At 69.0% G+C, this 12633-nt stretch carries 8 protein-coding genes; 3 read left to right on the top strand and 5 right to left on the bottom strand.

Features of this window, described 5'->3' with window-relative positions:
* The first annotated feature begins 302 nt into the window (after positions 1 to 302).
* Both ACU4E7_RS13545 and ACU4E7_RS13540 read left to right on the top strand, forming a co-directional pair.
* Positions 303 to 2108, top strand: coding sequence for a TRAP transporter large permease (locus ACU4E7_RS13545; protein ID WP_238122011.1), 1806 nt, complete (start codon positions 303 to 305; stop codon positions 2106 to 2108).
* A 22-nt stretch (positions 2109 to 2130) separates the two neighbouring features.
* Positions 2131 to 3300 carry an acetyl-CoA acetyltransferase gene (locus tag ACU4E7_RS13540; protein ID WP_447019161.1) on the top strand — a complete coding sequence of 390 codons (1170 nt, stop codon included), beginning with the start codon at positions 2131 to 2133 and terminating at the stop codon, positions 3298 to 3300.
* Positions 3301 to 3535: 235 nt separating this feature from the next.
* Here the strand turns inward: ACU4E7_RS13540 and ACU4E7_RS13535 are convergent, their stop codons facing one another.
* Genes ACU4E7_RS13535 through ACU4E7_RS13515 form a run of 5 tightly spaced genes read right to left on the bottom strand, consistent with a single transcriptional unit; the run spans position 3536 to position 10933 of the window.
* Complete coding sequence (locus ACU4E7_RS13535; RefSeq protein ID WP_447019160.1) at positions 3536 to 4690, bottom strand: acyl-CoA dehydrogenase family protein; 1155 nt, start codon at positions 4688 to 4690, stop codon at positions 3536 to 3538.
* A 10-nt stretch (positions 4691 to 4700) separates the two neighbouring features.
* Complete coding sequence (locus ACU4E7_RS13530; RefSeq protein ID WP_447019159.1) at positions 4701 to 5897, bottom strand: acyl-CoA dehydrogenase family protein; 1197 nt, start codon at positions 5895 to 5897, stop codon at positions 4701 to 4703.
* 3 nt (positions 5898 to 5900) lie between these two features.
* Positions 5901 to 7088 (bottom strand): acetyl-CoA C-acyltransferase, encoded by a 1188-nt coding sequence (locus ACU4E7_RS13525; RefSeq protein WP_238121481.1) that lies wholly within the window; start codon positions 7086 to 7088, stop codon positions 5901 to 5903.
* A 21-nt stretch (positions 7089 to 7109) separates the two neighbouring features.
* Entirely contained in the window at positions 7110 to 8849 is a 1740-nt protein-coding gene (locus ACU4E7_RS13520) for an AMP-binding protein (RefSeq protein WP_447019158.1), read from the bottom strand.
* The gene (locus tag ACU4E7_RS13515; protein ID WP_447019157.1) at positions 8849 to 10933 is read right to left on the bottom strand and encodes a 3-hydroxyacyl-CoA dehydrogenase NAD-binding domain-containing protein; all 2085 of its coding nucleotides are present in this window, start codon (positions 10931 to 10933) and stop codon (positions 8849 to 8851) included. The genes ACU4E7_RS13520 and ACU4E7_RS13515 overlap by 1 nt, the downstream gene beginning before the upstream one ends.
* 458 nt (positions 10934 to 11391) lie before the next feature.
* Here ACU4E7_RS13515 and ACU4E7_RS13510 point away from each other — a divergent pair, with 458 nt between their 5' ends.
* A complete protein-coding gene (locus ACU4E7_RS13510; protein ID WP_447019156.1) occupies positions 11392 to 12570 on the top strand; it encodes an ABC transporter substrate-binding protein in 1179 nt (392 codons plus the stop codon).
* Positions 12571 to 12633: the final 63 nt, after the last annotated feature.

Genomic DNA, 12633 nt, shown 5'->3' with positions numbered 1-12633 from the left:
GGGATTGCAATCCCCCGTGGGCTCCGCCAGCATGCGTTCCCGAAAAGCGAGGCCGGTGCCAGCCGGAACCTCCATGCGCCGCAACCAAGACGGCGCCCCCGGGAAGGACATGCCGAATGCAGGGATTCGACCGGCGCGACGGGACTGTCGCGCCCGCTCATGGCCACGCCCCGGCCACCGCTTATGATGGGGCCGGCCTTCAGACCACCCCATCGACCGCCCCACCCGCCGCCAGCCTCCATTCCAGCGCCGCGCCCCCCTGGCAGGGCCCGCCGACGGCCCTGACGCGCCTCGCCGGCCGCATGGAGACCGTGCTCGGCCGCATGGTGGAGATCCCGGTGGCGCTGCTGGTGGCGGCGGAAATCGTCATCCTGTTCGCCGGCGTGCTGTCCCGCTACGTCTGGCACAGCCCGCTGATCTGGTCCGACGAGCTCGCCTCCATCCTCTTCCTGTGGCTCGCCATGCTGGGCGCGGCGGTGGCGTTCCGCCGCGGCGAGCACATGCGCATGAACATCGTCGCCGGCATGGTGGGACCGCAGGGCCGCGCCCTGCTGGAGGTGTGCGCGATCACCTTCGCCTTCGCCTTCTGCCTCATGGTGCTGCCCCATGCGCTGGACTATGCGGAGGAGGAAGCCTTCATCCGCACCCCGGCCCTGGACCTTGAGAATTCCTGGCGGGCCAGCGCCCTCGCCACCGGCCTCGCGCTGATGGTGGCGTTCGCGGTGCTCAAGCTCGTGAAGCTGGGCCGGCCGCTGCTGGTGGCGCAGGCGCTGCTCGTCACCTGTGCCATCATCGCCGGCTTCTGGCTGCTGGGGCCGAGCCTGAAAGGGCTTGGCAACTACAACCTCCTCATCTTCTTCGTCGGCGTGGTGGCGGTGTGCGTGCTCGCCGGGGTGCCCATCGCCTTCTCTTTCGGCCTGGCCACCTTCGGCTATCTGGCGCTCACCACCCGCACCCCCATGCTGACCCTGGTCGGCCGTATGGACGAGGGCATGAGCCACCTCATTCTGCTGGCGGTGCCGCTGTTCGTGTTCCTTGGCCAGCTCATCGAGATGACCGGCATGGCCAAGGCCATGGTGGCCTTTCTCGCCAGCCTGCTGGGCCATGTGCGCGGCGGCCTGCATTATGTGCTGGTGGGGGCCATGTATCTGGTCTCCGGCATCTCCGGCGCCAAGGCGGCGGACATGGCGGCGGTGGCCCCGGTGCTGTTCCCGGAGATGAAGGCGCGCGGCGCCAAGGAGGGCGACCTCGTCGCCCTGCTCTCGGCCACCGGCGCCCAGACCGAAACCATTCCTCCGTCCATCGTCCTCATCACCATCGGCTCGGTCACCGGCGTCTCCATCGCCGCTCTGTTCACCGGCGGCCTGCTGCCCGGCCTGGTGCTGGCGGTGACCCTGTGCCTGGTGGTGTGGTCGCGCTACCGGCACGAGGATCTGAGCCATGTGAAGAAGGCGGCCTGGGGCGAAATCGGCCGGGCCTTCGTCATCTCCGTGCCGGCGCTGGCGCTGCCGTTCGTGATCCGCGCGGCGGTGATCGAGGGGGTGGCCACCGCCACCGAGGTCTCCACCATCGGCATCGCCTATTCGGTGCTGGTGGGCCTCTTCGTCTATCGCCGGTTCGCGTGGCGGCGGCTTGTGCCCATGCTGGTGGAGACCGCCTCCCTGTCGGGTGCCATCCTGCTCATCATCGGCACCGCCACCGCCATGGCCTGGGGCCTCACCCAATCGGGCTTCTCGCGGGCGCTGGCCGACACCATGACCCATTTGCCGGGCGGCGCCATCACCTTCATGGCGGTATCGGTGCTGGCCTTCATCGTGCTCGGCTCGCTGCTGGAGGGCATTCCCGCCATCGTGCTGTTCGGGCCGCTCTTGTTCCCCATCGCCCGGGCGGTGGGCATCCACGAGGTGCATTATGCCATGGTGGTGATCCTCGCCATGGGCATCGGCCTGTTCGCCCCGCCGTTCGGGGTTGGCTATTACGCCGCCTGCGCCATCGGCCGGGTGGACCCGGTGGCCGGCATGCGCCCCATCCTCGCCTATCTCGTCGCTCTGTTCCTGGGCCTGGTGGTGGTCGCCGCCGTGCCCTGGTTCTCCATCGGCTTCCTGTGATCCCCAACATGAGAGACATGCCATGACGCGCGCCGCCATCGTGGGCTTTGCCCATTCCCCCTTCGGCAAGCTGGAGGATCCCGACACCGAGGCCCTCATGGGCCGCGTCACCGGCGCCGCTTTGGAGCATGCCGGCATCACCCCCGATCAGGTGGATGGCATCTTCGTCGGCGTGTTCAACGCCGGCTTCCAGAAGCAGGATTTCCAGGGCGCCATGCCGGCCCTGTCGGTGCCCGAGCTCGGCCCGGTGCCGGCGGTGCGGTTCGAGAATGCCTGCGCCACAGGATCGGCCGCCATCAACGGGGCCCTCGATTTCATCGAAAGCGGGCGCGGTCGCATCGCTTTGGTGGTGGGCGCGGAGAAGATGACCGCCAAGCCTAATGCGGAGGTGGGCGACATCCTGCTCAACGCCTCCTATCGCAAGGAAGAAGCGGACATCGCCGGCGGCTTTGCCGGGGTCTTCGGCCGCATCACCGAGAACTACTTCCAGCGCTATGGCGACCGCTCGGCGGAGATCGCCCACATCGCCGCCAAGAACCACAGAAACGGCATGGCCAACCCGTTCGCCCAGTTCCGCAAGGACCTCGGCTTCGACTTCTGCAACACGGTGTCGGAGAAGAACCCGCTGGTGGCCGGGCCGCTGCGCCGGACCGACTGCTCGCTGGTGTCCGACGGCGCCGCCGCCCTCGTCATCGCCGATGAGGAAACCGCCCGCACCATGGCCCGCGCGGTGGCGTTCCGCGCCCGCGCCCAGGCCAACGACATCATGCCCATGTCGCGGCGCGATCCTATCGCCTTCGACGGTGCCCGCCGGGCCTGGGCCAAGGCCCTGACCGACGCCGAGATGACCCTCGACGACCTGAGCCTGGTGGAAACCCACGACTGCTTCACCATCGCCGAATTGATCGAATACGAAGCCATGGGCCTCACCGCACCGGGCGAAGGCTACAAGGCCATCCGCGAGGGCTGGACCCAGAAGGATGGCAAGCTGCCGGTGAATCCCTCCGGCGGGCTGAAAGCCAAGGGCCACCCCATCGGCGCCACCGGCGTGTCCATGCATGTGCTGGGCGCCATGCAGCTTCTGGGCGAAGCCGGCGACATGCAGATCAAGGATGCCGACACGGTGGGCATCTTCAACATGGGCGGCGCGGCGGTGGCCAATTACGTGTCGATCCTGGAACGGCTGAAGTGAGCCCCGCCCGCCGATAGCCGGCACCGCTTGGAGCGAAAACCCTGCCGCCGTCCCCGCTCCAAGAGCGAGGGACGTCGACAGGGGGGGATCGCGGCACATGCGCATGGAGCCGGAAGCCGCACCGGTCAGACCTCGCCGCCGAGCCCCGGGGCCACCAAAGCAAAACGGCCCCGATGAAACACCGGGGCCGTTAATCTGAGGGGACAGGGGCCTCGCCCCCGCGCCCTGCAGTCACTCAGGCGGCCGCCACCAGGCCTCCGGCGTCGGTGACCCGGCGCTGGTGATATGGGGTGTCGCCGAACATCAGCTCAATCATGGCGAGGCGCCGGAAGTAATGAGCGCCGATATATTCCATGGTCATGCCGATGCCGCCGTGCAGCTGCACCGCGGTTTGCCCGACAAAGCGCGCCGAGCGGTTGATCTGCACCTTGGCGGCGGAGAGCGCCACGCGACGCTCGTCCGCGTCCTCGGCCGCCACCATCATGCCCCCGTAGAGCGCCATGGAGCGGGCCTGTTCCAGGGCGACGAACATGTCCACCGCCTTGTGCTGGAGCGACTGGAAGGCGCCGATGGCCACTCCGAACTGCTTGCGGGTCTTGAGATACTCCACCGTGAGATCGGTGAGCGCCTCCATCAGGCCCACCGCCTCGGCACAGACCGCGGCAATGGCGCCTTCCACCACCCGCTCCACCACCGGCAGGCCGCCATCCACGGCGCCGAGCACGGCATCGGCGGGCACGAACACGTCGACCAGCACCACATCCGCCGCGCGCCCGCCATCCTGGGTGGGATAAGCGGTGAGCGAGACGCCCGCCGCATCCAAGGGCACCACGAACAGGGTGATGCCGGCGGCGTCGCGCCGGGCGCCGGCGGTGCGGGCGCTGACCACCAGGGTCTTCGCCGCATCGGCATTCAGCACCACGCTCTTGCGGCCATCGAGGCGGAAGCCGCCGTCCACCGCCCGGGCGGTGGTGGCCACGTCATTGAGATCGTAGCGGGCCTGCAATTCGGAATGGGCGAAGGCGAGGCGGGCCGAACCGTCGATCAGCCCCGGCAACAGCGCCGCGCGCTGGGCCTCGGTGCCGGCAAGCCGCACCGCGCCGCCACCGAGGATGACGCTGGCGAGGTAGGGCTCCGGCGCCAGCGCCCGGCCCAGCGCCTCCATCACCACCAGGGTCTCCACCGGTCCGCCGCCGAAGCCGCCATCGGCCTCCGCGAACGGCAGGCCGAGCAGGCCGAGCTCCGCCAGCTCCGCCCATTTCGCTTCCGCAAAGCCCAGGGGCTCGGCGCGGGCGGCGTCCAACGCCTCGATGCCCGCGTAGGTGTCGGCAGCCCAGCGCTGGGCGGTATCCTTGAGCAGGGACTGCTCGTCCGTGAGATCGAAATCCATCAGTTTCTCCTCACAGGCCGAGGATCGCCTTGGCGATCACATTGTGCTGGATCTCGTTGGACCCGCCATAGATGGACACCTTGCGGGTGTTGAAATAGACCGGCGCGGCGGTATCGGCCCAGGCGAACAGCGCCTCGGCGTCATTGTGGCCGGCCTCCGCGCGACCGGAGGCCAGCGCCTGCGGCCCAGCCAGCTCCAGCAGCAGCTCGGTGGTCGCCTGCTGCAGTTCCGAGCCCTTGATCTTCAGGATGGAGGAGGCCGGATCGGGCTTGGTGGGATCGCGCGTCGCCTGCGCCGCCACCACCCGCATCTGGGTGATCTCCAGCGCCTTCAGCTCGATCTCGACGGAGGCGAGACGGGAGCGGAAGTCGAGATCGTCCCACATGGTGCCGGCCCCGGCGGGGGCCGCCTTGGCAAGCCGCTTGATGCGGGCGATGCGCTCCTTGGACATGCCGATGCGGGCGATGCCGGTGCGCTCGTTGGCGAGCAGGAACTTGGCATAGTCCCAGCCCTTGTTCTCCTCGCCCACCAGATTCTCCACCGGCACCTTCACGGCATCGAGGAACACCTCGTTCACCTCGTGCCGGCCGTCGATGGTGATGATGGGGCGCACGGTGACGCCCGGGCTCTTCATGTCGATGAGGATGAAGGAGATGCCCGCCTGCTTCTTGGCGGCGGGATCGGTGCGGGCGAGGCAGAACATCCAGTCGGCATACTGGCCAAGCGTGGTCCAGGTCTTCTGCCCGTCGATGATGTAATGGTCGCCCTCGCGCACCGCGCGGGTCTTGAGGGAGGCGAGGTCGGAACCCGCGCCGGGCTCGGAGAAGCCCTGGCACCACCAGTCCTCCAGGCTCTTGATGCGCGGCAGGAAACGCGCCTTCTGGGCTTCGTTGCCAAAGGTGGCGATCACCGGGCCCACCATGTGGCAGTTGAACTGCAGCGGCAGCGGTACCGCCGCCTGCATCAGCTCTTCCATGAAGATGTAGCGCTCAACGGCGCTCCAGTTCTGGCCGCCATGTTCCACCGGCCAGTGGGGCACGGCCCAGCCCTTGTCGTTCAGGATGCGCTGGGAGGACACATAGTCTTCCCGCGCCATCTTGCGGCCCTCGGAGACCTTGGCGCGGATCTCGGCGGGGATTTCGGTGCGGAAGAAGGTGCGCACCTCCTCGCGGAAGGCCACCTCTTCGGGGGTGAAGCGCAGATCCATGGCTCAGGCCTCCGGATTGATTTCGATGAGGCCCGCCGCCCCCATGCCGCCGGCGATGCACATGGTGACCACCGCATAGCGCACGCCGCGCCGCCGGCCTTCCAGCACCGCATGGCCCACCAGGCGCGCCCCGCTCATGCCGAACGGATGGCCCACCGAGATGGCGCCGCCGTTGACGTTGCAGATCTCAGGATCGATGCCCAGCGTGTCGCGGCAATAGACCGACTGGGAGGCGAACGCCTCGTTCAGCTCCCACAGGCCGATGTCAGAGACCTTGAGGCCCTGGCGCGCCAGCAGCCGCGGCACCGCATGCACCGGGCCGATGCCCATCTCGTCCGGCTCGCAGCCGGCGGTGGCATAGCCGCGGAAGATGCCGAGCACCGGCGCGCCGATGCGCGCCGCCTCGGTGGAGGACATGAGCACCGAGGCGGAGGCGCCATCGGAGAGCTGGGAGGCATTGCCGGCGGTCACGAACTCGCCCTCGCCGCGCACCGGCTTCAGCTTGGAAAGGCCTTCCAGGGTGGTCTCGGGCCGGTTGCCCTCGTCCTTGGCGAGGGTCACCGTTTCGCGGCGGGTCTCGCCGGTGTCCTTGTTGGTCAGCTCCTTCTCGACGGTGATCGGAACGATCTCATTGTCGAACACGCCAGACGCCTGGGCGGCGGCGGTGCGCTGCTGGCTGGCGAAGGAGAATTCATCCTGCGCCGCGCGGGTGACGCCATAGCGCTTGGCCACGGTGTCGCCGGTCTCGATCATGGAGACGTAGACGTCGGGCTTGTGGGCGGAAAGCCAGTCGTTGCGATAGAGCTCGCGATTGACCGGCTGCACCAGCGATATGGATTCGACGCCCCCCGCCACGGCCACCGGCACGCCATCCATGACGATGCGCTTGGCGGCGTGGGCGATGGCCTCCAGGCCCGAGGCGCAGAAGCGGCTCACGGTGACGCCGGTGGCGGTCACCGGAATGCCGGCCACCAGCGCCCCGTGGCGGGCGACGTTGCCGCCGGTGGCTCCTTCCGGATAGCCGCAGCCCATGACCACTTCTTCCACGCTGGCCGGATCCACCGCGCCGCGGGCCAGGGCATGGCGGATGGCGTGGGCGGCCATGTCCGCCCCCTTGGTGATGTTGAGGGCTCCCCGCTGCGCCTTGCCGATGGGCGTGCGCGCGGTGGAGACGATGACGGCATCGACCATGAACGCTTCCTCGTCTTGATTTCAGTGTGTTTCAGGAGTGGTGCGGGCGATGGCGGCGGCGGCCGCGGCCTCGACGTCGGCGGCGACTTCCGCCATCAGCACCTTGGGCAGGAGCTTGCCCACCGGGCTGCGCGGCAGCGCCTCGCGGAATTCGAGGGCCCGCGGCATCTCGTGCCGGCCCAGGCGATCGGCCAGGAAGGTGGTGAGCTCGTCCAGCGTGAAGGGCGCCGCCCCCGCCTTCAGCTTCACATAGGCCTTGGCGGACTGGCCGCGATAGGCATCCGGCACGCCGATGACGATGACTTCCTCCACCGCCGGATGCTCGTAGATGGCGTTCTCCACCGCCGCCGGATAGACGTTGAAGCCGGACGAGATGATCATGTTCTTGCGCCGGTCGACGATCTCGAACAGACCTTCCTCGTCCATGCGCCCCATGTCGCCGGTGAGGAACCAGCCGTCGTGGAACGCGCCGGCGGTGCCCGCCGGGTCGTCGAGATAGCCCTTGAACACGTTGGGGCCACGGATGGCGATCTCGCCCACCTCGCCCACCGGCAGGGTGCGGGCGGGGTCATCCATGGCGACGATGCGCAGGGCGAGGCCCGGCAGCGGCACGCCGATGAGGCCGGGCCGGCGCGGCACCCGCTCCGGCACCCGCGAGCCCGCCGGCGCCGTCTCGGTCATGCCCCAGCCATTGTTGAGCTGGAGGCCGACGAGCCGTTCGATGCGCGCCTGCACCTCGAACGGCAGCGGCGCGCCGCCGGAGACGCAGGATTTCAGCGACGAGAAATCCACCGCCTCCACCCCCGGCCGGTTCAAAAGCGCCACCCACATGGTGGGCACGCCGGAGAACTGGCTGGCCTTCAGCGCGCTCACGTCGTGGATCAGCGTCTCCACGTCGAACCGCTGGCGCAGCAGGATCTCGTTGCCGTCGCGCAGGTGGCGCAGCAGCACGGTGGTGAGGGCGTAGATGTGGAACAGGGGCAGCACCGCGATGATGCGCTCCTGGCCTGCCACCAGCGGCCGCCCACCATCGCGCCACAGCCGGTACATGGCGACGGCGGCGGTGAGGTTGCCGTGGCTCAGCATGGCCGCCTTGGGCAGTCCGGTGGTGCCGCCGGTGAATTGCAGCACGGCGATGTCGTCCACCGCCGGCAGGGGCGCGGTCAGCGGCGCATCCCGCGGCACGGCGCCAAGGTCGCGGACGCCGGGCTGGTCGGGCATGGGCAGAGCCGGCACCTCGCCGGCGCCGAAGCGGGCGTCGTCCCCCACCAGCACCGTGTCGACGACGCCTTCGGCCAGCATCTCCAGCGCGTGCGGCAGGAAGCCGGGCAGATTGGTGGTGATGAGCCGCCGCGCGCCGGTGACCTTCAGTTTGTGGACGATCTCCCGGCGCGCATCGAGCGCCGAGATGTGCACCACCCTGGCGCCCAGCCGGGTCAAGGCGAAGAAGGCGAGCGGGTGATAGGGCGTGTTCGGCAGCAGCAGGGCCACATTGTCCCCGTGCCCCACGCCCTCGGCGGCAAAGCCGCTGGCGAGGCGCTCCACCTCCCGGGCCAGGGCGCCATAGGTGATCTTGGCGCCGCGGAAATCCAGGGCCGGCTTGTCCGCCCCGGCGGCGACGCCGGCCGCCAGCAGCTCCGGCAGGGTGGTGATGTCGAGCGGCGCCGCCCAGTCGCAGACGTCCGGGAAATGCGCCTGCCAGGGCATCGACTCCGCCCCGGTGCCGGATGTTCCGGGGGCCTTCGCCCCTTCACCGGCCATCACGCCGCATCCCGGGCGGCGAACGAGCCGGCGCCGGCGGCGAGCTGGCGCAGCAGGGCGCAGGGGGCGAGGCTCGCGTCGCCGGTCTCGGCCGCGAAGCGCTCTAGCCCGGCAACGATGGTCGCCAGCCCCACCTCCTCGGCCCATTGCATGGGGCCGCCGGTGAAGGCCGGCCAGTTGTAGCCGTTGACCCAGATGATATCGATGTCGCCGGAGCGGGCGGCGATCCCCTCTTCCAGGATCTTCGCCCCCTCGTTGACCATGGGATAGAACAGCCGGGCGAGGATTTCGTCGGGCGTGAAGCTGCGCCGGGCGATGCCGCGCGCCTCCGCCAGGGTGGCGATGAGCGCCTCGGTCTCCGGGTCCCGCGCGCCGGCGCGCGCGCCTTCCGGGTAGAGATAGAAGCCGCGGCCGGTCTTCTGGCCGAATCGGCCCTGCTCGGCCAGGGCATCGGCCACCGGCGCCTTCACCGCCTTGTCTCCGGCCGCCTTGCGGGCGCGCCAGCCGATGTCGAGGCCGGCCAGGTCCGCCATGGCGAACGGCCCCATGCGGAAGCCGAAATCGGTCACCGCCGCATCCACCTCATGGGGCAGCGCGCCAGCCAGCAGCAGGCGCTCGGCCGCCTCGGTGCGCTTGGCCAGCATGCGGTTGCCGACGAAGCCGTAGCACACGCCCACCACCACCGGCAGCTTGCCGAGGGTGCGGCCGAGCCCCATGGCGGTCACCAGAACGTCAGGCGCAGTCTGCGCCCCGCGCACCACTTCCAAGAGGCGCATCACATTGGCCGGGCTGAAGAAATGCAGCCCCACCACATCCTGTGGCCGCCCGGTGGTGGCGGCGATGGCGTCCACGTCCAGATAGGAGGTGTTGGAGGCAAGGATGGCGCCACGCTTGGTCAGCCTGTCGAGGGCGCCGAAGATTTCGGCTTTCACGCCCATATCCTCGAACGCAGCTTCCACCACGATGTCGGCATCGGCGGCGGCCTCGAGCCCCACCGCCGGCAGAATGCGCGACAGGCGGTCCGCCATGGCCTCCGCCGTGAGGGACCCGCGCTTCACCGAGGTCTCGTAATTGGCGCGGATGCGGGCCATGCCGGCCTCCAGCGCCTCGGGCTTCACCTCGATCAGGGTGACCGGAATGCCGGCCTGGGCGAAGCACATGGCGATGCCGCCGCCCATGGTGCCGGCGCCAATCACCGCCGCCTTGGCGATGGGCCGCGCCTTCACCTCCTTGCCGATGCCGGGAATGCGCGCCGCCTCGCGCTCGGCGAAGAAGATATGGCGCAGGGCCCGGGCGCTCGGATCATTGACCAGAGCGGAAAAGCGCGCCCGCTCCACGGCGAGCGCCTCGGCGAACGGCTGATCGAGACAGGCCCGCACCGCCTCGATGAGGGCCGGCACATTGGGCACCCGGCCGGCGCGCTTCAGGGCGGCGGCGGCCGCCGCCTCGAAGGCGGCGCGATCCTCGGGGCTGAACTTGTCGGCCCGCGCACGGGTCTTGGTCCAGCCGCCGGCCGCCGCGAGGCGCACCGCCAACGCGATGGCGGCGGCCAGAAGATCACCTTCGGCGATCTCGTCGACCATGCCGAGGGCCAGGGCCTTGCGCGCGTCCACCGGATCCCCGGAGGACATGAGGGCAAAGGCTGGCGCCGCGCCGATGATGCGGGGCAGGCGCTGGGTGCCGCCGGCGCCGGGGATGAGCCCCAGCTTGATCTCGGGCAGGCCCAGCTTGGCGCCGGGCGCCGCCACCCGCCCATGACAGGCGAGAGCCAGCTCCAGGCCACCGCCCAAGGCCGCGCCATTGAGGGCGGCCACCACCGGCTTGGCGCAATCCTCGATCACCGCCACCACCTCGGGCAGCGACGGCGGCAGCGGCGGCTTGCCGAATTCGGAGATGTCGGCACCGGCCACAAACACCTTGCCCTCCGCCGCCAGCACCAGCGCGCGCACAGCGGGATCGGCGACGGCCGCGGCCACCGCCTCGACCAGGCCGGAACGAACGGCGACGCCCAGCGCATTGACGGGCGGATTGACGATGGTGAGCACGGCAACGCCGTCGGTGATCGCAGTATGGACCGAAGCCATCTTCCCTCCCCATGAATTCTGCATTGCGGAATTATGATCTGCAGTTTTCAAAGACGTGCCCCGCCGAGCCCAGACTTGTCAAGGCCACAGACGGGCACAAGATGGTGCCATAGTACGATATGATATAAAAATGTTCCGACCTGCAGAATTCTAATCTGCAGAAATTGACACCGCCGGTGTGACCATGCCATGCATCTCGAGCACCGCGGCACGCCAAAGCCGGGGCAAACAGAACGCGGGAGACACCTGCGCGATCGGGAGGAACTTCAGTGGCGGCTTGGTCCGTCACCCGGTGCATCGCCACCGGCCCTCATCCCATCGCCGGATCACCGCAGGAGGCGGACACCTCGGCCCCCGGCCGTGCGCGTTCGCCTTCCACTGCAGCAAGGGAGGCGGCCGCCACCGGAACCCCGGACGGCACCGGCTCCCGGCGTCGGACACGCTCTGGGAGGAAATTCATGGTCCGCAAGACACTCGCGTCCGCGACGTTCGCTCTCGCCCTGGCGGCGGGCAGCGCCGGCGCCCACGCCGAGGACGCCCCGAAAACCTTCACCATCGGGGCCCACATGCCGCTCACCGGCACGCTGGCGCGCTCCGGGCAGGCCTTCGACGAGGGCATGCAGGTGGCGGTGAAGATGTGCAATGCCATCTCCCCCAAGTACAAGGTGAAGGTCGAGGTCATCGACGACGAGAGCACGCCGGCGAAGGCGGTTTCCGCGGTCGAGAAGCTGGCCTCGAGCGGCGCCGTCGCCATCATCGGCGGCTACGGCTCCAACATCGTCGGCCCCGCCTCCGATGCATCCGACAAGCTGGGCAAGACCTACATCACCGCCGGCGCGGTCAGCGACGAGCTGACCGCCCGCGGGCTGAAGACCTTCTTCCGCATCAACAACAATGCCGGTTACGAACGGGGCATTGCCACGCTTCTCACCGAGCTGAAGCCGAAGTCGGTGTCCATCATCGCCTCCACCAAGGAGGCGCCGGCGCTGCTGGCGGCGGGCCTCGACAAGGACCTCACGGCGGCCGGCATCAAGGTGACGGTGCACAAGTTCGATCCCGCCATCACCGACTTCAAGCCGATCATCAACAAGATCAAGCTGCAGGATAAGCCGGACATCATCATGATGTCGGCCTATGAGAACGACTATGTGGGCATCATCCGCGCCGCCAAGGTGCTGAAGCCCAACGTGAAGCTGATCGTCGGCACCTGGTCGCTGGCGACCCCCAAGATGTACACCGAATTCCCCGACCTCATGGGCAATGTGGTGGGCACCTCGTTCCTGCCGTTCCCGGTCGAGGTGAAGAGCGAGGAAGGCCAGACCTTCGCCAAGCTCTACAAGGAGATGTACAAGAAGGACATCGAGTATCTCTCCACCTTGAGCTTCGTGGAAACCATGGTGCTGTGCGACGGCATCTTCCGCGCCGCCGAGGCCGGCACCCTCGAAAGCGGCGGCCTGTCGGACGAGATGCGCAAGACCGACCGCGACAGCCTGCTCGGCCGCATCCAGTTCGACCAGACCGGCGACAACCCCAACTTCTCCCTCTCCATGGGCCAGCACCGCGACGGCAAGATCGTGCTGGTGTCGCCCAAGTCCGCCGCCACCGGCGAGATCGTCTACCCGGGCCTGCCCTGGTGACGTCCCTGCCGCGGGCCCATCCGTGCCCGCGGCCCCGCCCCCTTCCCCGACAGCTTGTGCTCC

The sequence above is a fragment of the Xanthobacter sp. ZOL 2024 genome (assembly GCF_052932325.1).
Note: the sequence above shows the minus strand (reverse complement) of the source record. Positions and strands in the feature narration are given on the sequence as shown.